Origin of the sequence: Spirosoma aerolatum (assembly GCF_002056795.1) — a bacterium.
Classification (GTDB): domain Bacteria; phylum Bacteroidota; class Bacteroidia; order Cytophagales; family Spirosomataceae; genus Spirosoma; species Spirosoma aerolatum.
Genome location: NZ_CP020104.1, coordinates 4,845,721 through 4,871,744, shown reverse-complemented (window position 1 = coordinate 4,871,744; position 26,024 = coordinate 4,845,721). Strand labels below are relative to the sequence as shown.

Sequence of the window (26,024 nt, the reverse complement as noted above, 5' to 3'; positions counted from 1 at the left end):
AATGATTGATTCGGGAGTTGAGTCAGATGCAGTAAGCTACATATTGACTCAATTCAACGATGAAAAGCATACCTTATCTCTTCACTACGGCTGTCCTGTCAGCCGCTTTTCTGGCCTGTAATCAGAAGAAAAATGCCGATCAGGGCAGCGACTCAGTAGCCATGATCGATACCACAATTGATCTGCCCGCTCCGTATGCTACTAAATCGTCAACCAAATTTAGTAACGTGATCGGCTGGCCGGAAGGCAAAACGCCAAAAGCACCTGCTGGCTTTACCGTAACTGAATTTGCCCGTGATCTGAAAAGCCCTCGTTGGATGTATGAAGCTCCCAATGGTGATATCTTTGTTGCTGAAGCGAATACTGAGCCTGCCAGTTTGAAAACAAAGGTGGTTAATGCTGTTTCTGGTAAGGCTAAATCGCAGGAAACGGGCACCAGCGCCAACCGAATTACGCTCTTTCGGGATACAAACAAGGATGGTAAACCAGATTTGAAAGAAACTTTTCTGACAGGGTTGAATCAGCCGTTTGGGTTGCTGGTACTGGGTAATTCTTTTTACGTGGCCAACACGGATGGTCTATTTCGCTACGACTACAAAGCAGGCCAGACAGCGATGAAAACACCTGGGAAGAAAATTGTGGATTTACCGGCTGGCGGCTACAACAATCACTGGACGCGGAATCTGCTGGCTAGCCCTGATGGGAAGAAAATCTATATCTCCGTCGGGTCAGGGAGCAACGTGGGTGAACACGGTCCTGAAAATGAAATTCGCAGGGCTAATATTCTGGAAATAAACCCCGATGGTACGGGCGAACGCATTTTTGCGGCTGGTTTACGAAATCCGGTCGGTATGGACTGGGAGCCAACAACTAAGGTGTTGTATACGGCCGTCAACGAGCGTGATGAACTGGGCGATGATCTGGTGCCAGATTACCTGACCGGTGTGAAAGAAGGTTCTTTTTATGGCTGGCCTTATGCCTATTTTGGCCAGCATGAGGATCCGCGTCGGAAAGGAGAACGGCCCGACTTAGTAAAAAAGACGATCGTACCTGATGTGCCACTGGGCTCGCATACGGCCTCCCTCGGTTTAGCTTTTTACGACAAAACACAGTTCCCGACGCATTATCAGAATGGAGCATTTATTGGCCAGCATGGTTCATGGAACCGCTCACAACTTGCCGGGTATAAAGTTGTTTTTGTACCCTTCCAACATGGAAAGCCTGGTGAACCGGAAGACTTTTTAACCGGGTTTCTGACGGGAAATGACAACGAAGCCTATGGGCGACCTGTTGGCGTTGCTGTGCTTATGGATGGGGCGCTGCTTGTGGCCGATGATGCCAGTGGGCGAATCTGGCGGGTTTCTGCTGCGAAGTAAAGAAGGCTTAAAACAGAACATCCCGAAAACTTTACGTTTTCGGGATGTAAAGCGGGCAATAACTGCTAAAACTGATGCATCAACCGGACGCGCAGGCCAACGGTCGTATTATTCTCCCAGCTTGGCCCCGGCAAGATAGCCACCGAGGTCGGTAGCGTAAGGGTAGGTATGCCTTGCAGTACCCACTCCTTATGTTGCCACTCAAGACCTGTACTGAAGGTGAATCCACTAAATAAATCCGTTCCACAATCGGTACTGAAATCAATCTGGTTGAAGCCTCGTTGCGGACCCCGGTAGTAATAGGTAACTTTCTCTTTGCTGCTCAGATTCATAAATGTACCCATCGTAGGCTGGAACGTAAGCGACCGGGATAAAGGAACTCGATAGCCTAGCGTAATCGGAATCTGCATGCGAATGACCCGTGTGTCGATATCGAGAACATCACTATCGAAGTTGACCGTTGGGGGAAGCTGACGCCCAAATTCCTGCTTGAAGTTCCGACGGGTACGGACGTCAAAATCGTAGGCTGTCAGGAATGTACCTCCCAGATAGACAGCTCGGCTTAGCCCAACCCCAACCATAACGTTTTTGCCAATAGGCATTTCGGCAAACGCACCAGCGCTCCAAAGGTGAGCACTGACTTCTCCGCCTATACCCGCCCGGAATTTGGCAATGGCCGGTTCGACCCGTTGGCTTTCGGGGGCTTGAGTCGGGCCAGTAACCACAGTGGTCCGGGCAGGACGCATCCGTCGGGCACGTTGCGCAAGCAGTGCATTCCAGTTTGCGTTTTCGGTCGATAGCGGACGGCCTGCCAACAGCTCATAGTTGCCCGTTGGAGCAATTTGAGTGCGTTCGATCTCTGTAGACTGCGGCTCATTTACAGCTACTGCTCCCTGATTATCGACAACGGAATTAAGAGGCTTAGACGACGAATTGACCGAACCATTATCTGTAGTTCCTGAATAACTCTCCTTTGTACCGGATAAAGCATTTCGTGGGTTGCCTCCGCGGGCATTGATGCCCCGATCCCGACCGCTTGACAGACGCTCGTCGGGTTGGTTCAGACCAGCAGGAGCCGATGATTCATGATTGATAGGGGGCTGATTAGGCGTATTAGAGGTACTGTCATTCGTTAAAGGAGTAGAGAAAACACCATAAGGACTGGTTTTAAGGTTCTTGTTTAGGTTACGTTCCTGACGCGATGGGCTGCCTGGAGAGGGTGCGCGACTAGCCGTGGCGTATCGTTGTTCAGGAGGTGTTTCGGTTGGCTGTTTGACCCGATCACGCATGGGGGCCAGACGTGGTTGTGCCGGAGCCGTTATATACCGGGTAATGTAGACCGTATCGTGACGAGTGACCAACTCCTCTTTCGGGGCAGGCGTAGTCAGTGACTCATGCCGTTGCGATGGCTGATGGGTTCCTTCGGCCTGCGACGCGACAGGACGATCTCTCTCAACAGATTTAGGGGCAATCTGATTGGAAGCAGGCTGCTTCTTCAGTTGCCCAATGGTTTCACGCAGGTGGTTGATTTCAGTCCGTTGCCAGACGCTGTAGACGATTAGCAAGGCTGTACTGACACTGGCTGCCGCCAGTAGCCAGGGCTGGCCTGTCCAGGCGCCCCCGCTAAAGGGCTTACCAGTCTCCGTCGGACTGGCCTGAGGAGGACCCGCCTGATGCAGCGTTGCCTGCATTCGGGCCCAGTCTTTTTCAGTAAATTCCGGCCGAATACTTTCCAGTTTTCGCCGGATAATATCGGAAAATCGGTCAGTGCTCATGATAGGGAAAACCAGCCCCAGGGCCAGCCTTTTCGTAAAAAGGATACGCTTGTTTGATGAGTAGTTGTAACTTTTGTCGGGCGCGTGCATAATTGGAGCGCACCGTCGCTTCATTATGGTTTAATATTCCTGCAATCTCGTGTAAGCTATAGCCATCCACCACATGCATCATAAATACAGTACGGTAGGTAGGGGTTAATTGTTGAACTAGTGCCAGGATTTCTTCGGCTGCAATCTGATCGACCACGTTTTCGTCAAACGCTACATGCTCGCCGGTTTCCAGCGAAGTGTGCTGATCAAAACGATGATTTTTTCGGTAGTGACTGATGGCCGTATTGACCAGAATAGTACGTAGCCAGGCTTTGAACGGTAAGGTTTCGTCGTAACTATCCAGATGCTGAAAGGCTTTGAGAAAGCCCTCATTCAGGACATCTTCGGCCTCTTCCACATTAGAGGTATACCGTAGACAGATGCTTTTGGCGTACCCAAAAAACTGCTTGAACAGCGTCCGTTGGGCACGAGGGTCGTTGGTACGACAAGCCCTTATGACACTAAGCAGGTCATTTTCGGAGAACGAAGATGATTTGCGAAAAAACAAAGTTCTGTCAGATTTACGTAAACGCCCTGATTGTAAATACTTAATTCATTCAATTTATATAGGTTGTATTGATTCGCCAGATTGTTTATGCACCCTGCTGATAATCAAGGAGAAATCTGAATGCAATATTAAATCATATGTATCAATCGAACCCGTAAAAGACGATTATTTACAACTACGCTCCTCAACCGTATAACGTTGCAATTATTGTTTAAGTTGATAATTAATTTCTATTTTTTGCCACAGTTCATGGGTCGATAACGTAACGATAGGAAATGGGTTTATTCAGCCTATTGACATCCCCGAATGAACGTGCTGGTTATTGGCGATGAACATACGTATGGGTATGGCTTGCCAGGAGGAAAGTTAAATTATATCGGTCATTTTATCCGGCAAATCAGCCGGGCTGGTCAAACGGTATCTGTTGAAGCTTATGCCCATCTGACCATTCCGCAGATTGTAGCTACGTTATCGCAATTGCCTCTCAACCGCTACGATCTGATTGTTGTACAATTAGATGCATCGTTACTTCAGCCGACTGGTAGGCAGTTGGGCTGCTCTGACACACTAGCTACACCCATATTGCCTTATTCTTCTGTGCGATCCAAACAGGCGGAAGGTTCAGCTTTGAAGAATTGTTTGACCTCAGTTCGCGATGGCCTGTTATCGTTTGTGCGGCCTAAGCGATCACTTATATTCTCCTCCTTGTTGAAGAAGTTAAAGCCTTTTCGGCATAATGTTCTGCTGCTGACTCCATTTCCGCATCTGAACCGAGTTGATCAGTGGTTACAACAACGGAGCCGGGCTATTGTACTTGATGAAGCTGATGACCAATTGTTCAGCGTTTTTGATACTGATTCAGTGATTCGTCCTAAAGAAGAATATTTTGTTAATGGTGATGACGACCATCTGAATGCCATTAGCCATGAGATACTGGGCCGTTCGCTATTCGATTTTTACTTATCTGCTCCAACGATTGTCACCGTTCAGTCAATCAAGCGGGAAGAATAAGTTGTGGTTTACAGGATTCGGTTTACGGTTAGCTGACACGAAAGCAATGGTGCATTAGTTCGTTATAAACCGAATCCTGTAACCCTTAAACTACCGTTTAAATCCGGGCTTTTTAGACAACGCATCGTAGCGGAGTAACGCTTCCAGATAGTAGTAGTCCGCATAAATAATTGGGGTATCGACTTCGCTCTTGGCTGGTTTGTGGCCAACGCTGTGTTTCAGAATGAAATGGTTGTTCTCTCCCAAATTGGCTTTATACGCCGGGCTCGACAGGCTTTCCAACATCTTCACTGCTGCCTGATAATAGGTTTTGGCCGAAGGGCCACCATACGTGCATAGTTCAAGCAGGGCAGAAGCGGTAATGGCTGCAGCCGACGCATCCCGCTCTTCATTCGGAATATTCGGCGCATTGAAATCCCAATACGGAATCTTGTCGGCCGGTAGGTTCGGATGATTCAGGTAGAAATCAGCAATGTGCCGGGCAAAGTCCAGGTACTTTTTATCGTTAGTTTCGCGGTACATGACCGTAAAGCCGTACAACCCCCAGGCTTGCCCACGTGCCCAGGCCGAATTGTCGGCATAACCCTGTGCGGTTTTCCTAGCAGCCACTGTTCCATCAGGATTATAGCAAACAACGTGGTAGCTGCTGTAATCGGGGCGGTAATGGTTCTTGATAGTATTGTCGGCATGGGTAACGCAGATGTTATAAAACTCCTTATTGCCCGACCGCTTGGCGGCCCAGAACAAGAACTCCAGATTCATCATGTTGTCGATTATAACCGGGTAGTCGTAATTCTGAAATTTATTCCAGGACTTAATCACGCCTACTTTAGGATTGAACCGAGTCGATAGCGATTTGGCACCGGTGAGCATGATGGGCGGGTAAGTCTCGTTCTTAGTCAGTCGATAACCATTCCCAAATGGGCAGTAAATCATAAAACCCAGATCGTGTGTGCCCGTATTGTATTGTTCCTTGGCTACGGCCATCGTCCATTTGTTGGCCGCTTCTTTCCACATGGGCGCTTTCGTCCGTTCGTAGATATGCCAGAGCGAACCGCCAAAGAAGCCACTACACCACCAGTCTGATTTCCGATCATCGGGTGAACCATCAGGTTTGGTCGACTGCGGGAATTTAGTCGTATCAGGATGGCTTTTTAGCATGCCCTGATATTGCTGGGCGGCAAACGTAAACTCTTTATCAACATTGATGGACGATTGCGCAAATGCTGTGCTTACCAGCATTACCAGCAAAAAGGGTAGGAGCGATTTCATTTGTTTTATCCGAGGAGGCCAGGGTTGGTGAAGGATGGCCTAAAAAGAAAGAAGTATAAATGTGGCTGTTTATAACCTTTCCGGTGCTAATTGAACGGATAATCTATAAAAAGAAAGAGGGTAGGACCTGACTTTCTCAGATTCTACCCTCTTTCTTTTTATGGTTAGTTAGCTTGTAGACTCTTTTGTGCGTTATGCGTGTACTTTCTGCTGAGCTGGTTTTGGTGTGTCGCCAGCTTGGGGCTCAACCGGTTTCACATCTTTCCGTCGGGTCATGTAGGTATAGATAACCGGCACCACATATAAGGTCAGAACCAGCGAGAAAAGCAAACCGCCTACGATCACGATCCCCAGCGGCACGCGGCTTTTTGAGGCTGAACCCAGAGCCATTGCCAGCGGTAACGCACCAAAGGCAGCTACAAGGGTCGTCATCAGAATCGGACGAAGACGCAGCGCTGCCGACTCCGCAGCCGCTTCAAATTTATTTTTGCCCAATAGCCGCTGTTCATTGGCAAATTCCACAATCAGAATCCCGTTTTTCGTAACAAGGCCCACCAGCATAATAATCCCGATCTGGCTGAAAATATTCAGCGTCTGGTTAAACATCCAGAGCGAGAAGACTGCTCCTGCCAGGGCCAGAGGTACGGTCATCATAATGATGAATGGGTCGATAAACGAGTCGAACTGAGCCGCCAGAACCAGGTAAATCAGCACTAGCGCCAGACCGAAAGCAAACAGCGTATTGGATGAGCTTTCGGCGTAATCGCGTGAGGGGCCGGAAAGGGCAGTCTGGAACGTATCGTCAAGGGTACGAGCTGCAATGGCGCGCATGGCCTCAACGCCGTCACCAATCGTTTTGCCGGGAGCCAGACCTGCCGATACCGTAGCCGACTTAAAGCGGTTGTAATGGTATACCTGCGGTGGGCTACTTACTTCCTGGAACTTCACGAGGTTGTCCAACTGAATCAACTGTCCCTGATTCGAGCGAACATAGAACGACGCCAGATCGACGGGTTCATCGCGGTCGTGCCGGTCAACTTGTCCAATCACCTGGTATTGTTTTCCATTCATCAGGAAATACGCCAGGCGACGGTTACTGAGGGCAAGTTGCAGTGTCTGAGCTACATCCTGTACCGAAACGCCAAGATTCGTTGCTTTCTCCCGCTCGATGGTGATGTTCAATTCGGGTTTGTTGAATTTTAGGTCAACATCCGAGTTGAGGAAGGTTGGGTCTTTCTGAACTTCGTCGAGGAAAGCAGGCAGTTTTTCGCGTAATTTCTCAAAGTTCAGGTTCTGAATCACGAACTGAACCGGTAATCCACCGCCCTGACGACCTACCTGAATCGTCTGATCCTGGGTGGCAAACATGCGGGCTTCACTGAATTTCCGAAGGTTTTTCGTCAGGTAATCGACAATGTCCTGCTGCGACCGCTTCCGATCGGCGGCATCGACCATGTTAACCATCACAAACGACGAGTTCACTGCTCCTGCGCCTGAGAAACCTGGTGCTACTACACTAAACGCCAGTTTATTTTCAGGAATCGAATCCAGTACGAATTGCAGTACCTTATCCGTAATAGCCGACTGCACTTCGAAGCTGGTTCCTTCTGGCGAGGTAATCGCAATCCGCGTACGACCCCGGTCTTCCAGCGGAGCCAGCTCAGACTTAAGTTGAGAACCGACGCCAAAAATCAGGAGCAGACATACGGCAATCATTACAAATGCCCAACCCCGTTTCTTCATAAATCCAGTGAGCGAATCGCGATAAGATTCGTCGAGCCATTCAAAAAATGGTTCTGTTTTCCGGTAAAACCAGGAACGACCGTGATTTTTGCTGGTCAGTTTTACACTCAATACAGGCGTTAACGTCAGCGATACAAAGGCCGAAATCAATACGGCACCGGCCACCACGATACCAAATTCACGGAACAGCCGACCAACGAATCCTTGCAGGAAGATAATTGGCAGGAAGACTATGGCCAGGGTGATGGACGTAGATATAACCGCAAAGAAGATTTCGTTTGAGCCTTCGCGAGCGGCCGTCTCGGTATCCATGCCATCTTCAATCTTCTTGAAGATATTTTCTGTAACCACAATCCCATCGTCCACCACAAGGCCTGTTGCGAGCACGATACCCAGCAGGGTCAGTACATTGATACTGAAGTCAGCTACGTACATGATAAAGAACGCGCCAATCAACGATACTGGAATGTCGATCAGTGGTCGGAATGCAATCAACCAGTCGCGGAAGAATAGGTAGATCACCAGTACAACCAGCACAAACGAAATAAGGAGGGTTTCGCCCACTTCCTCAATGGCCCGACGGATAAAGATACTTCGATCAGTTCCGACATAGACGATAATATCGGGTGGTAAGTCTTTTTTTAGCTGATCAAAACGCTTATAGAATTCATCCGCAATGTTAACATAGTTGGCTCCCGGCTGTGGAATCAGGGCCAGAATAACTCCAACGGTTCCATTCTGCTTTGAGGAGGTTTCTTCGTTTTCGGCACCCAGGGTAGCGTATCCGACATCCTTGAAACGGATAATCTGGTTGCTGGTCTGGCGCAGAATCAGGTTATTGAAATCATCCTCGCTGGTCAGTCGACCAACGGCCTTTACGGTCAACTCTGTATTGTTACCATATACTTTACCACCGGGCAATTCTACATTTTGGGCGGTCAGAGCAGTCTGAATATCCTGCGAGGTTAAGCGGTAGGCCGACAGTTTAATCGGATCAATCCAAAGACGCATGGCCTGGCGTTTCAATCCGTAAATATTAGCCTGGCTAACGCCCGGAATCGTCTGCAAGCGTTCTTGAAGTACATTTTCAGCGTAGTCTGATAATTGCGTAGCGCTACGTGTCGTACTCTGAACGTTCATGAAAATAATTGGGTCCGAGTTGGCGTCGGCTTTCGTAACTACCGGTGGCGCGTCGACGTCCTGTGGGAGTTGTCGTTGAGCCTGTGCTACTTTGTCGCGTACATCATTGGCTGCTTGTTCGAGATTAGCGTCAAGATTGAACTCAACGGTTATTGTACTGGCTCCTAAAGCACTGTTTGACGAAATGGTACGAATCCCTTCGATACTGTTCAGCGATTTCTCGATGGGTTCTGTAATCTGCGACTCAATAATTTCGGGGTTAGCACCGGTATAGTTGGTCCGAACCGAAATAACGGGCGGGTCAATAGCCGGATACTCCCGCACACCTAGGAACGTAAAGCCGATAATACCAAACAGCACGATCACGATGGACATCACCATCGCGAAAACGGGCCGATTTAAGCTTAGTTCGGGGAGACTCATTGCTGTATGAAGTTGTAAAGTTTTTAGTTTTCGGTTTTTAGTTCAGGATGGGCTCATGCCAACGGGTGATAGATCAGCTCACCGTAAACCGAATCCTGAGAACCTTTAATTACTTGCTACTTTGGGGCCATTCCCCTGTACGCCAATTACTTTGCCGACTTTGACCGGCGCATCGGGTTTGAGGAACAATAAGCCTGTTGTTGCCACTGTATCGCCTGCCGACAGACCCGATAAGATCTGGATAACGCCCGCTGTTCGTAAGCCAGTTTTAACATCTTTAAAGACGGCCTTTCCATTTTTAACCACAATTACCTGATTCGTACGTGTTTGCGGAATGACAGCCTGCGTAGGTACCACCAGACTTTGCTCGTTTTGCACGGTCAGGGTTACGCGCGCAAATGTACCGGGCCGGAATCGAGCCGATGCATTATTGACCCGCGCCCGAATACGAAGGTTGCGGGTTTGCTCTTCTACGCCCGGTTCAATAGCATATACAACCCCTTCGCTGGGTTTAGCAGCCCCGTCTACTAAAAACGAAATCGTACTACCATTATGCACATAAGGTCCGTATTTTTCGGGGATTGAAAAGTCGAGTTTCAGGGATGACACCTGCTGCAAACGAGCAATCAGCGTATTGGGCGAAACGACAGCACCGGCACTCACATTACGAAGCCCAATCACGCCCGAAAAAGGGGCCCGAATTTCGGTTCGCTGTAGATTGGCCTTTACCAGTTCAATATCCGCTATGGACGATTGCAGATTGGTTGTAGTAATGTCGTACTCCTGCTGGCTAATCCCCCCCCGCGATAGCAGTTGTTTGTTCCGTTCTTCGGTACGGCGTGCATTTTCGGCCTGAGCCTGTAATTTCTGGAGCTGAGCTTTTAGGTCTGCGTCAAAAAGTTTCACCAGCAAGGCCCCTTTTGCTACAGGTTGGCCTTCATGAATGTTGAGCTGTGTGATTCGGGCTGAAATTTCAGGGTAGATATCAACTTGCTCGGATGCCAGCAGCGAACCACTGGAAACGACATCTTCCTGCAAGCGTTGCGATACGACAACAAAACCCTGTACATTGGCTGGACCACCGCCACCGGGTCCTCCTTTGCCGCCGGGCCCTCCTTTACCACCTTCAGCGGCTCCTCGGCCGCCACCGCCCCCTCCACCGCCGGGACCACCAGCGGCTCCGGGAGCCGGATGTAAAATCTTATTATACACAATAATCCCGCCGAGAACCAGAACGACGAGGCCGATAGCAATCCACCTTTTCACAGAGTAATAATTTGCAAGAAAGAACGAAGATTTTAACGGTTCAGAGTCCGCATTTGTTACAATTTGCAAAGCTATCATCCTTGGCGATGATAACAATCGGTAGATGCCTGACCCTGAATGTTTTTTTGTTACTTAATCAGAAACTAAAGATGACCTGAGTCATCCGTAGAAATGCTTATTGACCTCAGCGGTTTAGCATGCAATTTTTGGATAAAAAGGGCTATATGTCGCAAGAAATGAATAGCCTGGCTACTAACATATACCATAAGCTATTAAAAGATGTTATTTACGGTATTTTCAGGAAGTACTTAGTGTTTGTTTGACATAATGATATAAAAAAAAATATTATTTTTTATTCTCAAAATACATTCGTCGGCAATAAGGGTGCTCAGCCTGTAAATTAGTTCGCTAGTTGGGCAATATACCTTCTTTCATTCTCCGAGACCACGACCATTCGGATTATATGCTAAATCGCCTTTGCTTCATGGCTGTTGCTACTTTTCTTGTCAGGTGTAATTTGGGTCATGAATGGGTTCTGGACGGGTATAAAGGAGAGCCGAATCCTGGATTTCCCCAAAGATTGATACCTTGTAGGGCAAAGAGGAGGGATTAAAGGTTTATGTGCGGCAGACGGATTGAGGAAAAACGTACTAAACGTAACGTTAAGCGTCCAGTGACGCAAACAACAGGTGGCGTACAAAGCCCAGGAGTTTATGCATAGCTTCGGATGGGTCAGTTATGTCCTTCGAGCCGAAATCAGTCAGGGTCGGTAGATTCTCCATGAAAAAAGCCTGGTAATGAGCAGTTTCGATTAGCGAGCTGGCCAGCGACCGGGCATAGGGATAGGTGGGGTTGTATGCCAGAATAATGTCAGCAATACGGTGACAGAGGTCTTTATACGGTTTGAATAATTGCTGCCGATTGTCTTCGGTTACATGATGGGTAAAGTAGGCCTTACTGGATTCATGCACCACAATGTTGTGAAGCGCCCGCAAATCAATATCTTTATTATGCGATTCATCCAGGTCAGCAAACAGAAGCAAACGGATTAGTCGTTCCAGTTTTTGCCGGGGATCAGTCAGGTTGTTCGTTTGGAAAACCAGTTGAAATTCAAGCCATTGCCAATACCAGGCTACCAGGTACACCAGCAACCGATGCTTGTTCTCAAAGTAGCGATAGATGCTGGCTTCTTTCGTCCCCATCCGGTCGGCTAACTTCCGAAACGTAGTGTCTTCAAAACCAATCTCATTGACCAGTAAAATGCCTTGCCGAACAATACGTCGACCTAATTCTGAGCTTTCGGGGTCGCGCAGAAACAGGCGTTCGTTCATGCGCACATGTACAGAATACTCCATTTATCCTGATTTATAACCAATTGTCGAAAGAAAGGGTGCAAATTAAACAAAGGTTTGGTCGAGAAAGTTATATTTGCATTAAAGTTAGTAAAACTATCATATAATATTATAAAACTATCATGAGTGTTGTAAGGCCTATCGAATTACCTCCCTCGCCCTGGCAGCGATTGATGCGGCTTCTGGTCAATGAGAAAAAGGATATAGGCTACATCTATTTGTATGCGCTGGTAACAGGGATTATTAGCCTGTCTCTTCCATTAGGTATACAGGCCGTTTTTAACCTGGTATCAGGAGGGCTGGTTTTTAGCTCGGTGTACGTACTGATTGGGGTCGTTATTCTAGGGGTACTGGCAGCTGGTTTGTTATTGGTAGGGCAGATGGCCCTGGTAGAAGTTCTACAGCAGCGAATTTTTGCCAAGGCGGCCTTTGAATTTACCTACCGATTACCTCGAATTGAACCTGAAGCCTTGGAGGGCTATTATCCGCCTGAGTTGATGAACCGATTTTTCGATGTTCTGACCATTCAGAAGGGGTTGCCCAAATTATTGATCGATCTGACAGCCGCAACGGTTCAAATCATTTTCGGTCTGATTCTTTTGTCGGCCTACCATCCAATATTTGTTGGATTCGGGATTTTTACGGTATTTATTATCTGGCTCTTAAGTCGGTTATATGGACCAAGTGGTGTACGGACAAGTCTGAACGAGTCAAAATATAAATATAAAGTAGTGGCCTGGCTCGAAGCGATAGCCAGTGACTTACCCAGGTATCGAAACCCACCGAGAGCTGTCGATCAAGACCCGATCGATAAAATGGATGAACTGGTTGCAAACTATGTGAAGTACCGCAACGAGCATTTCAAAGTACTTCGCCAGTTTTTTTATGGGGGCGTAGCCTTTAAAACGATTGTAACGGGGGGGCTGTTGATCCTGGGCACCACGCTGGTTGTCGGTCGTGAAATGTCGCTGGGTCAATTCGTGGCTGCCGAACTGGTCATTGTCTTAATTACGGGCTCAGTCGATAAGCTTATTTCGGGAATCGATACCGTATTTGATTTGGTTACGGCGGTCGAGAAAATCGGAACTGTAACGGACATGCCCCTGATCGATCAACCATTATCCTGAATCTTGAAAGAACAATGCTCAATATATCCAATCAGCGGGTCAACGAAGAGTTATTGACCAAGTACCCACTTAAAACGCTTCACGCACTTCCGCAGTCGGATGGAGGACGAAAGCTGGGGCGCTGGATGCTTTTCTTTCTCATAGTCGGTGTTCTGATCATGTTTTTGCCCTGGCAACAGAATATCAACGGCGAAGGAACGCTTACAGCCCTGACACCCCAGGACCGCCCTCAGACGATCCAGAACGCCATTGCCGGTCGGATCGAACGCTGGGCCGTGAAAGATGGTGACTACGTAAAAAAAGGAGATACCTTACTGGTTATCTCCGACATAAAAGACGAGTATTTTGATCCCAACCTACCTCTGCGGCTGGATGAACAATTGGCCGCCAAACAAGGCAGTTTACAGGCTACCAATGCGAAAATAAAAGCATTGGATGGGCAAATTACGGCCTTACAGACGGGGATTACGGTAAAACTCGAAGCTGCTCGAAATAAAGTTCGGCAAAGTGAATACAAGCTATCAGCCGACGAAGCTGATCTGGCTGCCATTCAGAAGAACTATCAGATTGCTCTCGACCGATTATCCCGCTACGAAAAAGGCTACACGAATGGGTTGTTTTCATTGACAGATCTGGAAACCAGACGACTCAAAGTGCAGGAAGACAATGCCAAAGTGATTTCGCAGGAGAATAAAGTCAATGTGTCGCGGCAGGAATTGGTGAACGCCAAACTTGAATTAGGTACGCTCAGAGCTGACTTCCAGGAAAAGCTGGCTAAAGCGCAGTCGGACCGAAGTTCAGCTGTTTCGTATCTGGCTGATATCAACGGTGAAATTTCTAAACTTCAGAATAAGATGACCAGTGTGGATGTTCGACGCGGACTATATATTGTTCGGGCACCGCAGGCAGGATACGTCGTCCGTCCATCGAAAGCTGGTATTGGCGAAACCATTAAAGAAGGAGAGCCGATTGCTACACTTCAGCCGGCCAATCCGCAACTTGCCGTTGAGTTATATGTGCGTGCGATGGATGTTCCCCTGATTCAACGCGGGCGAACTGTTCGGTTGCAGTTCGATGGCTGGCCAGCTATTCAGTTCTCGGGCTGGCCGTCTGTATCGGTCGGTACGTTTGGCGGGCGGGTTGCGGTAATCGATGCGGTAAGCAGTGTAGGTGGCAAATACCGGCTACTGGTCCAGCCGATACAGGAAAAGGGCGATCAGCCCTGGCCTACCCAGTTGCGGGTCGGGTCGGGTGTATATGGCTGGGTTATGCTCGACGATGTACCCGTCTGGTATGAACTCTGGCGCCAGCTCAATGGCTTTCCGCCCAGTTTGAAAGAAGAACCTAAGGAAGAAAAAGGAGCGAAGAAATGAAGCGGTTGACAGCGTTATTCCTTTGCGGATTAGGAATTCTGGTGGGGAGGGTGTCGGCCCAGTCATTGGCTAGCCCGACCGATACCACCGTTTTTACGGCTGAATTATTCTTCGAATTGATTCGGGCCAACCACCCAATTATCAAACAGGCCGGATTGTTTGGCGAAGAAGCAAAGCAGGTCGTAATGCAGGCACGAGGGGCGTTCGATCCGAAATTGGCCTCGAGCTACGACCGGAAAGAGTTTGGTAATACCCTCTATTACAATCACTGGCAAAATAAACTGTTAGTGCCATTATGGTGGGCGGGGATTGATTTGAATGCCTCCTATGACCAGAATGCAGGTCAATATATTAACCCGGCCGAAAGAACTCCATCGTCTGGCCTTGCCGGAATCGGTCTGAGTTTGCCAATCGGCAGAACGATCAGTATTGATGCCCGACGTTCGGCCGTGCGACAGGCGCGTCTGGCCGTAAATCTGGCCGAAGCCGATCGGCTGAAACTGGTCAACAAAACGCTTTTCGATGCGGCCAAATCATACTGGGAGTGGTTTCTGGCGTATCAACAGCGTAGGTTACTGGTAGAAGGGTATGAACTGGCCGATTTACGTTTTCGGGCCTTACGCGAGCGGGCTTTGATAGGCGATGCCGCCATAATTGATACGACAGAAGCGCTGATAACGGCACAGGATCGACTGGTGCAGCGCCAGCAGGCAGAACTTGAGGAGCAAAACGCCCGGCTCAGGGTGAGCACCTTTTTATGGAACGAACGGGGGCAACCCGCCGAGTTACCTGTGTCAGCTATACCACAGCAGGCTCCGCTAACCACTTACTCAGCCGATACGCTTCAGGCACTCCTGAATCGGGCCACTCAGCAGCACCCTGAATTGCTGAAGCTGGCGGCCAAGGCGCAACAGCTCACGATTGAGGAGCAGTTTAGGCGAGCGATGGTACAGCCACAGATCACGGTCAGTGCCAGCCTGTTGAGTCAGACGCCTACGGTCGATGTTCCCTACGATTGGAGCGATTATTACTCGTTCCGCCCACAGAATCATAAAATTGGGTTGGACGTAGTATTTCCTTTATTTCTTCGGAAAGAGCGGGGTAAACTGCGGGAAGTTCAGGTGAAAAATCAGCAGGTGGCCTTAGAACGACAACAGACTAATCGGGACATTACAAACACCGTTCAGGCGGCCTATAATCAGCTTCAGGCTCTGGCCGGACAGGTGATTGTACAGCAACAGGCTGTTCAGAACCAGCAACGACTTCTTCAGGCTGAACAGCAAAAGTTCGACATTGGGGAAAGTTCTCTGTTTCTGGTTAATTCCCGCGAAACCAAGCTGATTGATTTACGAATAAAAGGAGAAGAACTGAAAACGAAATACCAGAAAGCGATTGCGGAGCTGTATTATGTAGCCGGTACCAGTCAATAGAGTTTAAGCATCCAGCAGCATCAACAATTCGCTGATCATCATGGCGGTAGCCCCCCATACCCGGTGCCCCTGAATCTGGTAGAATGGCGCATCGACCAGTACGCCCCGTACTTCGATCTGGCTATCGCCTACGATGGTTTCGTCGAGCAAGGTTTCCAGATCAACTTCAACGATGGCTTCTACCTCACGAGGGTCGGGGTAGAAGTCAGGGCGGTAGGGGAGTACACCCACCACAGGCTGTACGTAAAAATTGCTGGGTGGAATGAATAGCTCCGTGAGCAGGCCGAGTACCTTCACATCCGACACCCGAATACCAACCTCTTCCTGCGATTCGCGTAAGGCGGTACGGGTCAGATTCTCATCGAATCGCTCCATGCGACCACCCGGAAAGGCCATTTGCCCGGCATGAACGCCATCGTACTGAGGGCGAAGAATGAGCGGTAAATAAATGGAGTTCTGAAAAGGATAGAAACAAATCAGGACCGCACTCCGACGTGTCCGCTCGTTGGGTTTGATACCCAGCCGATACCGCGCTGCCGACGCCATTTTCTGGTGCGCAGCCTCACCGGGCAACGGTTGCTGTAACCGTTGCTGGAGGTTTTCGGTAAAAGCGTTGAACGAGGTTTGTAACATTCGGGCGGAATTTTTATGGATAATACTCGATCTTACGGACTAAGGCGCTGCCAATTTGTTTACCAGTAGCATCAACCTGTCTTCGTTCGATCCAGTTGCTATGTGTATCGTATTGGTACTGGTAAATCGGTTTGGTTATGTTGGTATAGTCAAATACACGTTCCTCCCATTTTCCGGCATGATTATTTCGCGAAACGTCAGATAATATGTAGCCCTCTACAGGATGCTGACGACTCTTAGTCTCGTTAATTAAATTGCCAGATCGATCATAATATTGAACTACCCTATGAGTAGCTTCTGGGGTGTAACTAAAACTAAATACCTCTGTCAATCGATTCTGTTTATAAGATGCTTGCCTAAGTAGTCTGGATTGATTGTCGTATTGATTTCGATATACCGTTGTATCGACAGACCATTCTGGCTGAAGGGCATATAAACTATCTTCTACACGTTTAAGACTATCTTCCCGATTTTTCAATTGGACTTTTCCTTTGGCCGCTTCTGCTTTGAAGGCTGCTTTTTCGTCCTCGGAAAGATTACTGGTTATTTCATCCATGAATGCGTCAAGCTCTGCCTGACCGAGTTTGGGCATTTCGTTAACTTGCTTCCGCCTGCGTATGATATGCTCCGTCAAATATCCCGGCTTATCCCAGGTATAACGTTCATCTTCTATCAGCAGTGTATCCTGTTTATAGGTACGTTTTATGGCAACCCGGTTTGCGGAATCCATCTGCATCTCCGTCCGAGTATTCCGGGGAACTCCTCCAATGATTCGTTTATCCCGAATTATATAGAGCTTGCTAGTTGGATTAAATTCATAGCTAACACGACCTTCGGAAAGAGGCATTCTCGATTTTTGGGCTAAAACTTCGTCCCAAATGGCGCTAATTTCTCCGATGGATCTATACGCGTAATGAGTAGCTACCTGTGGTTTATTATAATCGTCGAAGGAAGTACGTTTTTCCAGATAACCCTGCTTGTTGTATTCTTCTGAATAGTTCTGACCTGAATAGCCGTCGAGCCAATCGGCGGGTTTATTCGTGACAGGGGACTGCGTCTGAGTAATTGTTTTAACATTGCCTTTCAATTCATGCTTTTTGGCAACAGGCAACGAAAATCCCCAATAGGCACTGATACGAGCTTGTGCCTTTAGGTGAGAAGGAGTTAAGCCTAAAACTATAAGAACAATATAGAGTGGATATTTCATACTGAAAACTACCTGTACAACTTAACTAATTCTTCCGCACAACGTTCACCATCCATGGCTGCTGAAACAATACCTCCCGCATAACCAGCCCCTTCGCCACAGGGAAACAGCCGTTGAATGTCGACATGCTCACAGGTATCGCGGTGACGGGGTATGCGTACAGGCGATGAGGTTCGGCTCTCAACGCCAATCAATTGACCCTCGTTGCTCACATAGCCCCGCATTTTTCGACCAAAATCCCGCAACCCCTGCCGTAATGGCTGGGCAATATGATCGGGTAATACCTCCGTCATATCGACCGAAGCCAGGCCCGGCTGATAGGACGTTGGCAGCAGATCATTAGAGATACGGCCATCCACAAAATCGGCAATTAGCTGTGCAGGAGCCGTTTGTGAGGGTCGATCTGCCTGAGTTGCACCCATCCGGCAGGCCCAGCGTTCGAGTTCCTGCTGTAAGGCTAATCCGGCCAGGGGGCCTTCGTCGGCATAGGGTCGTAAATCGGCATCGGTAATAGCCACGACCAGTCCCGAATTGGCGTACTGAGAATCCCGACGGGAAGGCGACATGCCATTGACGACCAGTTCGCCCGGTGCAGTAGCTGCCGGAACAATAAACCCACCCGGACACATACAAAACGAAAAAACGCCACGTTCTACCCCCTGATAACGTGTTTGGGCAACTAAACTGTAAGACGCAGCAGGTAAATAATCTCCGCGGTTCGGGCGGTGATACTGAAATTGGTCGATCAGTCGTTGCTGGTGCTCAATCCGAACGCCCATCGCAAATGGCTTTGCTTCGATACGTACCTTTCGGTTGTGGAGCAGGTAAAAAATGTCGCGGGCCGAGTGGCCTGTTGCCAGAATGACCCCAATACCTGTTATCGCTTCGCCGTTGGCTAGTACCACACCATTCAGCTCTTTCCCGTCGAGTAAGAGGTCAGTTACTTTGGTATCGAATCGAACGTCCCCTCCAGCATTCAGAATACTGGTCCGAAGGTCGGCCACTACGTTCGGAAGTTTATTGGTGCCAATGTGGGGATGAGCATCCACCAGAATTTGTTCGGTAGCGCCGTGAGCAACAAAAATCTCCAGAATGCGCTTGACATCTCCACGTTTGGTTGAGCGTGTATACAGTTTTCCATCCGAGTACGTACCAGCTCCACCCTCGCCAAAACAATAGTTTGATTCAGGATTGACGATATGGTCTTTATTGATGGCAGCCAAATCGCGTCGGCGGGTGCGTACATCGCTGCCACGCTCTACAACGACCGGCTTGATGCCCAGTTCAATAAGCCGCAGAGCGGCAAACAATCCGGCTGGCCCTGCTCCTACCACAATAGCCTGCGGAGCTTTGCTGACATCGGTCTGTGGTTTTTGGTATTGAATCAGTGGGGGAGGAGTCTGGCCTACAAAAACATCGGCCTCAACCTGTATCCGCACCTGACGATTACGCGCGTCGATGGATTGGCGTTTTTTTCGAACAAGTATATCATCGGTGTTGGGTAGTGATAGATGACCGAGTACATGCATTCGAAATGCATCATCATCTAAAGCCAGTTCGGGCGCAAGCGTTAACGAAAGTTGGTGAATCATTGTAAATACGGCCAGTGTTTATCTGGCAAAGGACTATTTGTTAGGTAACAGGCGGCCCTGGGTTTGGGTTCGATTGCCTGCCAAGTAACATTTTTTCTGCCAATCATAGAGTATGTGGGCCGAATTTATGACTATATTCTTATTCAGCGATAAATCTTGTTCGTATGATTTACGCAGATCATACGGATCAATAAGACAAGAATTTTAGTCCAAATTGGCTAGTTGAGGGTAGCCTATAGAAATGATGAAATTTAGCCTTTTCAGTTGTTTGGTGGTTGTAAGTCAGGCCGTATTGGCCCAGTCTGGCACAACCCTCCCGTGGTCGGAGCGTATGGTAACCTCTATTATGGCCAGTAACCCTGATTCGATTTCGTATAAGCGGCAGGACGGTACTAAGGGTACTGCCCATTGGGAATATGAAACGGGCGTTTTGCTGGAAGGGGTAAAACAGGTTTGGTACCGTACCGCTGATGATCGGTATGTCAATTACATCCAGAAAAACATGGATCGGTACGTGAAAGCCGATGGCGATATCCGTACCTATAAGCTCGACGATTATAACCTGGATTTTATTACACCCGGCCGGTCGTTGCTCCTGTTATATCAACAGTCGTTGCCCGGCAAGGAAAAGTACCGAAAAGCGGCTGACCTGCTTCGGAAACAACTGGCCGAACAACCGCGCACAAAAGAGGGGGGCTACTGGCACAAGAAACGGTATCCCTATCAGATGTGGCTCGACGGACTCTACATGGCCGAACCGTTCTATGCCGAGTATACCGCCTTATTCGGCGATGCCAAGCACTTCGACGATGTGATCAATGAGTTTGTCTGGATGGAGAAGCACGCCCGCGATCCTAAAACCGGGCTGATTTACCACGGTTGGGACGAGAGCCGCGAACAGAAATGGGCTAACAAAGAAACAGGTAATTCGCCCAATTTCTGGAGTCGGGCTATGGGCTGGTATGCGATGGCGCTGGTCGATGTACTGGATTATGTTCCCCAGAATCACCCTCGTCGTGGCGAACTGATTGCCATTCTGAATCGGTTTATGCCGTCGGTGGTGAAATTTCAGGACCCCAAATCGGGTTGCTGGTGGCAGGTAACCGACCGTATGGGCGATAAAGGAAATTACCTCGAAGCTTCGGGTTCCTGCATGTTTGTGTATGCCCTGGCCAAAGGTGTTCGTATGGGCTATCTGCCAGCATCGCTGATGGCACCTGCTCGGAAAGGCTATGAAGGTATACTGAAACAATTTATCACCACCGACGATAAAGGACTCATTCACCTGGAAAAAACGGTGGTTGTAGGTGGCTTAGGCGGTTCACCTTATCGCGATGGTAGCTACGAATACTACCTTAGTGAGCCTATTCGGCAGGATGATCTGAAAGGCGTGGGGCCGTTTATCATGGCGAGTGTCGAAATGGAGATTGCCGCCGAAAATGCACTCGGAAAAGGCAAAACTGTTGCCGTCGATAATTATTTCAACCATGAGTTCCGCAAAGGCTATACAGGTGAACAGGAACCGTTTCATTACACCTGGGAGGATCAGCAGCATTCTGGATTCTTTTGGTGGGGTAGTATCTTTCGCAAACTGGGTGCTAAAACCACCACGGTTACAGGCGCTCCGACAGCCGCGTCGCTGAAAGGGGTTGATGTGTACATCATTGTTGATCCCGACACACCAAAGGAAACCTCTAAACCTAATTACGTGAGCGAAAGCGACATCAATGCCATTGCCACTTGGGTCGAGGCAGGTGGTACGCTGGTACTAATGGCTAATGATACATCGAACTGCGAACACAAGCATTTTAACCAGCTAGCTGCCCGATTTGGTATGCAGTTACTGCCCAAAAATCGGAATATGGTACAGGGCGACAAGTTTGAGCAGGGAAAAATCAGTATTCCGGCTGGTAATACGGTATTCCCGACCACCCGGACGGTATACATTAAGGAACTGTCGCCATTGAGCGTGAAAGCTCCGGCTAAAGCGGTGGTTACAGATGGCGGTGATGTGATTATGAGTGTTGCCAAAGTGGGCAAGGGAACCGTGTTTGCGGTTGGCGATCCCTGGTTGTATAATGAGTATGTAGACGGGCGGAAAATTCCCGCTCAGTATGAGAATTTTAAGGCAGCTAAAGAATTGGCCAGCTGGTTGTTGAAACAGGGAGGCACTGTTGCCCCTGGTTCGGCAACCAGCAAGCGGTAGCTTTACTTTTTTGTCATTCTGAGGAACGAAGAATCTTAATGCATCCTATTAGGGAATTTTGAGATTCTTCGTTCCTCAGAATGACAAAGTTAAAGCGTTGATCTCTTCATCTGCCTGACTGCGTAATTGGCAGCTCGGGCTGTAAGGGCCATGTAGGTCAACGACGGGTTTTGGGTACTGGTAGAAGTCATGCAGGCACCGTCGGTGACAAATACATTTGAACAGTGGTGGAGTTGATTCCAGCGGTTGAGCAACGACGTTTTAGGATCACGGCCCATGCGCACACCGCCCATCTCATGATTTTCGCTGCCGGGTAATCGCCCAGTATCAATCGTCCGAATGTTTTTAAAACCCGCCTGGGTAAACATCTCCGTAAACTGCTCAAAGAAATCATTCAGAATCTTCCGGTCATTCTCATCATAGTCGACCGATACGCGTAGCTGCGGAATCCCAAAATTATCTTTGAGAACAGGGTCGAGCCGAACGGTACTGTGCGGTTTCGGAATGGTTTCAGCCATCATGGCCGAACCTACCTGCCATTCGCCCAGATCAGGATTGATCAGGTTTTGTTTTAAGGCCGCACCGACACCGTTCTGATTGTCAACAGGGTTTCGAGATGAATAAAAGGTGGCAGCATAGCCACGCAGGAAGTCGGTTTCCTGTTTAAAAACGTTTCTAAAGCGAGGGATATAACTGCTGTTGGGCCGTCGTCCGTCGGTGGTAGCGTCCAGTAAGCCATCGTAAGTGGCCGTAATCCGGCCCCGGTAGCTGTGAAAGGCCATATACGTTCCCAATAAACCCGAATCATTGCCCAGCCCATTCGGAAAACGATGGGTGGTGGAGTTCAGTAGAATTAGATTCGTGTGCAGGGCCGACGCGTTGACAAAAATGATCCGGGCGTAGTACTCCGTCATTTGATGCGTCTGGGTGTCGATCACACGAACGCCCGTTGCCCGCTGTTTTTGCTCATCATAGATGATGGAATGCACTACCGAGTAGGGGCGTAGGGTAAGTTTGCCGGTACGCATGGCCCAGGGTATGGTGGAGGCATTGCTGCTAAAATACCCGCCGTATGGACAGCCCCGTTCGCAAAGGGTTCGATGCTGGCAGCGTGCCCGGCCCTGTTGTAAATGAATAGGTTTAGGCTCTGTAATATGGGCCGCCCGGCCAATAATCACATGCCGGTCCGAATGGCGGGCCGACACCTGTTGCTTAAAATAACGCTCCACACAAGACATCTCGTGTGGGGGTAAAAACTCCCCATCGGGCAGGGTAGCCAGTCCATCTTTATGTCCGGTTATGCCCACAAAGCGTTCTACATGGCTGTACCAGGGAGCTATATCGGCATAACGAATGGGCCAATCCACGGCATAGCCATCACGGGCGGGGCCTTCAAAGTCGAAATCGCTCCAGCGTTGGGTTTGCCGCCCCCAGGTTAGCGAACGACCGCCAACCTGATAGCCATGTATCCAATCGTAGGGTTTTTCCTGCACGTAAGGCTGCTCACTGTCTTTGGCAAAAAAGTGCATGGTATCCTCATGGAAGGCATAATTCCGGCTGGCTATTGAATACTCGTTTCGAACGGCCAACGGAACCTGTCCCCGATGGTCTAGTTCCCAGGGATTCAGCATGGCCGTCGGATAATCAGTAACGTGATTGACGGGACGCCCACGTTCCAGTAGCAACGTTCGAAGACCCTGTTGCGTAAGTTCTTTAGCTGCCCAGCCGCCACTGATACCAGACCCCACAACAATGGCATCGTAGGTTTGCGCTTTGCGACTATCGATGAGGAAGTTTGCCATGTTTTAGTAAAGTGAACAGATCAGGATTCTTACCTATGGTTCTGAAGGGCCAGTTGGCGGGCAACCATGTCTAGTCGTTCGGTAACAGTATGGTTACCCCGCAGTTCGATGAGTGGACAGGTAAGTTTCTGCATCCAGTTTTCGTGTGCCTGTAATGTCCGCCCATGTGCTACGTTGGTATCATAGCCCGATGCCCAGTCAATGAATTCTTCGTATTGTTGATGGCGATCTTTGTCTGTAAAAATGACATCGCCATACCGCTCAAACTCGCGTTTGCGCAGGCGTTCCAATCGTAAGGAAGGAGGAACCCAGAGGAAAACGGCCAGATCGAACGCAGAAAGCCATTGGTCGCCCCAGTTGAGGAGTGATCCTCCTACAATCCAGTTTGCAGAATGGCTCAGGTCGGTGGTCAGTAAAGCAATACGTTCAGTCGGATCTCTTCTGAAAAGATAGGGCGGGTTTGAAGGTATCCAGTAATACGCATCTGTATCGAAATAAGGTATTCCAGTTTGGGTGGATAAGGCGTTGCCCAGCGTAGTAACACCCGAGCCGGAAGCGCCAAAAATGTGGATTCTCATGGAATTAATAAGGCCTATCGGTTAGTCAGAAAATGCCTGCCCGAACGGATACGCAATTCTTCTCGTAAATTGGCAAAAAATACCCTATTCCTACAACAAGCCCCGTTTTTTTCGGTTAACCCACTATGCAATCCCAATCGATAACTCCGCCCAGAAACAAGGTCGATACGTTCGAATCGCCCGATTTCTATAACCTCGACGATCTATTTACGGCCGAACATAAATTAGTTCGGTCGGCAGTACGTGATTTTGTGAAGCGCGAAATAACACCCATTGCGGAAGAGTACGCTCAACGGGCCGAATTCCCCCAGCAGCTGGTTCGTAAGTTTGGTCAGATCGGTGTGTTCGGAGCTACCGTCCCAACCGAATATGGGGGTGGTGGACTGGATCAGATTTCGTATGGGTTGATGACGCAGGAAATTGAACGGGGCGATTCGGGTATGCGTTCATGTGTATCCGTTCAAAACTCCCTGGTTATGTATCCTATTCTGACGTTTGGCTCGGAAAAACAGAAGAAGAAATACCTGCCTAAACTGGCAAAGGGCGATATGCTCGGTTGCTTTGGCCTTACGGAGCCTAATCATGGTTCAGATCCGGGTGGTATGGAATCGAACTTTATCGAGCGCAGCGATTACTACCTGCTCAACGGCTCTAAACTCTGGATTACCAACGCCAACATTGCTGATATTGCCATTGTGTGGGCCAGAAACGACCAGGGAAAAGTTCGCGGCCTGATTCTGGAACGAGGTATGGAAGGCTTTACAACCGCCGAAATCAAAAACAAATGGTCGCTCAGGGCAAGCAGTACGGGAGAACTGGTGTTTCGGGATGTACAGGTGCCGAAAGAGAATATCCTGCCCGAAGCATACGGGCTAAAAAGTGCCTTGAAATGTCTGGAACAGGCTCGTTATGGCATTTGCTGGGGCGCGGTTGGAGCCGCTATGGAATGCTATGAGGTAGCCAGGCGATATGCACTCGAACGGATTCAATTCAATAAACCCATCGCCAGTTTCCAGCTTGTGCAGAAGAAACTGGCCGAGATGCTGACCGATATTACGCAGGCTCAGCTACTTTGCTGGCGGCTGGGGATGCTCAAAAATGAAGATCGGGCTACGGTAGCGCAGATTTCGCTGGCCAAGCGTAACAATGTTGAAATGGCCTTAAAAACGGCCCGCGAGGCTCGCCAGATTTTGGGCGCTATGGGTATATCAGGTGAATACCCAATTATGCGGCATCTGATGAACCTCGAATCGGTTAGTACGTACGAAGGTACACATGATATTCAACTACTGATTCTGGGAGCTGAAATCACGGGAATACCAGCCTTTAAATAGATAGATAAACGAACTTAAATACCGTAAAACGCGCTATTTTGTCATGTCGACCCAGGCGATATTTCAAGCTTCTCCAGTAAGTATGCCTGAAATATCGCCTGGGTCGACATGGCAAAATAGCCACTATACCGCCTATTTTAATAGAAAAGATGACTTAGAAGACTGGCATAAGTTTTGTAGATGGCTTGGCATACGTTGATGTTGCGTTGCCAAACCTCTTTACGTGAAGAAAGTTCTATCCATCGGCTTTTTTATATTGATTGTATATCATACGCTGGCTTATATGCTAGTGGCGGTAGCTAGCTGGTGGCAGGCTGAACACGATTTATCGGAACGCCTTTTAGTATACCGATCGGTAGATAGTCTTGTCGAGTTTCAAATTCCGCTAAAAAATAAATTTGAACTCAACGATATTGCTCATACAACATCTGATGGCTTTACATATCGCGGTCATTATTACTCAGTTGTTAGTATGGAAGTCAGGGAGGCCATACTTTATATTGCTGGCCTTGAAATGGAAAGCCATTCGGTTTGGCAGCATGATTTACTCTCTTTTCTGAATGATCATATTAGCGAAGCCAGTGAATCACAACGAAAAGCTAATCGCTTTCTTAAGTTCTTATTGAAAGAGTATTCACCCACTCCACGAGTGGTTTTTTATTTTCTTACTCCTCATTGGCGAAAGACCATTCGGATTCCTGATCTGTCGTTTGTGTTTCTGGCGCGGTCCCTACCTATTCACTCACCCCCTCCCGAGTGCTAAAGTGCTTACGTACAGCGTTGCCC

At 48.7% G+C, this 26,024-nt stretch carries 19 protein-coding genes; 8 read left to right on the top strand and 11 right to left on the bottom strand.

Going from position 1 to position 26,024, the window contains the following annotated elements:
• Positions 1-59 precede the first annotated feature (59 nt).
• Positions 60-1,376: a PQQ-dependent sugar dehydrogenase gene (locus B5M13_RS20245; RefSeq protein ID WP_080057391.1), complete on the top strand. Its 1,317-nt coding sequence runs from the start codon at positions 60-62 to the stop codon at positions 1,374-1,376.
• A gap of 65 nt (positions 1,377-1,441) precedes the next feature.
• Here B5M13_RS20245 and B5M13_RS20240 read toward each other — a convergent pair whose 3' ends face one another.
• Together B5M13_RS20240 and B5M13_RS20235 are read right to left on the bottom strand one after the other, a co-directional pair.
• A complete protein-coding gene (locus B5M13_RS20240) occupies positions 1,442-3,151 on the bottom strand; it encodes a hypothetical protein (protein ID WP_080057390.1) in 1,710 nt (569 codons plus the stop codon).
• The gene (locus tag B5M13_RS20235; RefSeq protein ID WP_080057389.1) at positions 3,141-3,749 is read right to left on the bottom strand and encodes an RNA polymerase sigma factor; all 609 of its coding nucleotides are present in this window, start codon (positions 3,747-3,749) and stop codon (positions 3,141-3,143) included. The genes B5M13_RS20240 and B5M13_RS20235 overlap by 11 nt, the downstream gene beginning before the upstream one ends.
• A 306-nt stretch (positions 3,750-4,055) precedes the next feature.
• Between B5M13_RS20235 and B5M13_RS20230 the strand changes: the two genes are divergently transcribed.
• Positions 4,056-4,760, top strand: a complete 705-nt coding sequence (locus tag B5M13_RS20230) for an SGNH/GDSL hydrolase family protein (protein WP_080057388.1) — start codon at positions 4,056-4,058, stop codon at positions 4,758-4,760.
• Between the two features lie 90 nt (positions 4,761-4,850).
• Here the strand turns inward: B5M13_RS20230 and B5M13_RS20225 are convergent, their stop codons facing one another.
• The 4 genes from B5M13_RS20225 to B5M13_RS20210 all read right to left on the bottom strand — a co-directional run bounded on the left by B5M13_RS20225 (position 4,851) and on the right by B5M13_RS20210 (position 11,959).
• Entirely contained in the window at positions 4,851-6,032 is a 1,182-nt protein-coding gene (locus tag B5M13_RS20225; protein ID WP_080057387.1) for a glycoside hydrolase family 88 protein, read from the bottom strand.
• Positions 6,033-6,224: 192 nt separating this feature from the next.
• Complete coding sequence (locus B5M13_RS20220; protein ID WP_080057386.1) at positions 6,225-9,338, bottom strand: efflux RND transporter permease subunit; 3,114 nt, start codon at positions 9,336-9,338, stop codon at positions 6,225-6,227.
• 105 nt (positions 9,339-9,443) lie between these two features.
• A complete protein-coding gene (locus tag B5M13_RS20215) occupies positions 9,444-10,604 on the bottom strand; it encodes an efflux RND transporter periplasmic adaptor subunit (RefSeq protein WP_080060002.1) in 1,161 nt (386 codons plus the stop codon).
• A 662-nt stretch (positions 10,605-11,266) separates the two neighbouring features.
• The gene (locus B5M13_RS20210) at positions 11,267-11,959 is read right to left on the bottom strand and encodes a TetR/AcrR family transcriptional regulator (protein WP_080057385.1); all 693 of its coding nucleotides are present in this window, start codon (positions 11,957-11,959) and stop codon (positions 11,267-11,269) included.
• 119 nt (positions 11,960-12,078) lie between these two features.
• On the opposite strand from B5M13_RS20210, the gene B5M13_RS20205 reads away from it, so the two are divergent.
• From B5M13_RS20205 to B5M13_RS20195, 3 genes are read left to right on the top strand one after another with little or no spacing between them, the layout of a single operon-like run.
• Positions 12,079-13,083: an ABC transporter transmembrane domain-containing protein gene (locus tag B5M13_RS20205; RefSeq protein WP_080057384.1), complete on the top strand. Its 1,005-nt coding sequence runs from the start codon at positions 12,079-12,081 to the stop codon at positions 13,081-13,083.
• A gap of 14 nt (positions 13,084-13,097) precedes the next feature.
• Positions 13,098-14,456: an HlyD family secretion protein gene (locus B5M13_RS20200; protein WP_080057383.1), complete on the top strand. Its 1,359-nt coding sequence runs from the start codon at positions 13,098-13,100 to the stop codon at positions 14,454-14,456.
• Positions 14,453-15,886, top strand: coding sequence for a TolC family protein (locus tag B5M13_RS20195; protein WP_080057382.1), 1,434 nt, complete (start codon positions 14,453-14,455; stop codon positions 15,884-15,886). Before B5M13_RS20200 ends, B5M13_RS20195 begins: the two co-directional genes overlap by 4 nt.
• Before the next feature lie 3 nt (positions 15,887-15,889).
• On the opposite strand, the gene B5M13_RS20190 is transcribed toward B5M13_RS20195, so the two are convergent.
• Genes B5M13_RS20190 through B5M13_RS20180 form a run of 3 tightly spaced genes read right to left on the bottom strand, consistent with a single transcriptional unit; the run spans position 15,890 to position 19,318 of the window.
• Positions 15,890-16,519, bottom strand: coding sequence for an NUDIX hydrolase (locus B5M13_RS20190; RefSeq protein WP_080057381.1), 630 nt, complete (start codon positions 16,517-16,519; stop codon positions 15,890-15,892).
• Between the two features lie 13 nt (positions 16,520-16,532).
• A complete protein-coding gene (locus B5M13_RS20185; protein ID WP_080057380.1) occupies positions 16,533-17,726 on the bottom strand; it encodes a hypothetical protein in 1,194 nt (397 codons plus the stop codon).
• 8 nt (positions 17,727-17,734) lie between these two features.
• A complete protein-coding gene (locus B5M13_RS20180) occupies positions 17,735-19,318 on the bottom strand; it encodes an NAD(P)/FAD-dependent oxidoreductase (protein WP_080057379.1) in 1,584 nt (527 codons plus the stop codon).
• Between the two features lie 241 nt (positions 19,319-19,559).
• Between B5M13_RS20180 and B5M13_RS20175 the strand changes: the two genes are divergently transcribed.
• Complete coding sequence (locus B5M13_RS20175) at positions 19,560-21,524, top strand: DUF4350 domain-containing protein (RefSeq protein ID WP_080057378.1); 1,965 nt, start codon at positions 19,560-19,562, stop codon at positions 21,522-21,524.
• Positions 21,525-21,613: 89 nt separating this feature from the next.
• Here B5M13_RS20175 and B5M13_RS20170 read toward each other — a convergent pair whose 3' ends face one another.
• Both B5M13_RS20170 and B5M13_RS20165 read right to left on the bottom strand, forming a co-directional pair.
• On the bottom strand, positions 21,614-23,326 hold the full coding sequence (locus B5M13_RS20170) for an FAD-dependent oxidoreductase (protein ID WP_080057377.1): 1,713 nt from the start codon (positions 23,324-23,326) through the stop codon (positions 21,614-21,616).
• A 29-nt stretch (positions 23,327-23,355) separates the two neighbouring features.
• Positions 23,356-23,904: a P-loop NTPase family protein gene (locus B5M13_RS20165; protein ID WP_080057376.1), complete on the bottom strand. Its 549-nt coding sequence runs from the start codon at positions 23,902-23,904 to the stop codon at positions 23,356-23,358.
• A 125-nt stretch (positions 23,905-24,029) separates the two neighbouring features.
• On the opposite strand from B5M13_RS20165, the gene B5M13_RS20160 reads away from it, so the two are divergent.
• Together B5M13_RS20160 and B5M13_RS20155 are read left to right on the top strand one after the other, a co-directional pair.
• Positions 24,030-25,238, top strand: coding sequence for an acyl-CoA dehydrogenase family protein (locus B5M13_RS20160; RefSeq protein ID WP_080057375.1), 1,209 nt, complete (start codon positions 24,030-24,032; stop codon positions 25,236-25,238).
• Positions 25,239-25,461: 223 nt separating this feature from the next.
• Positions 25,462-26,001 (top strand): hypothetical protein, encoded by a 540-nt coding sequence (locus B5M13_RS20155; RefSeq protein WP_080057374.1) that lies wholly within the window; start codon positions 25,462-25,464, stop codon positions 25,999-26,001.
• Positions 26,002-26,024 lie beyond the last annotated feature (23 nt).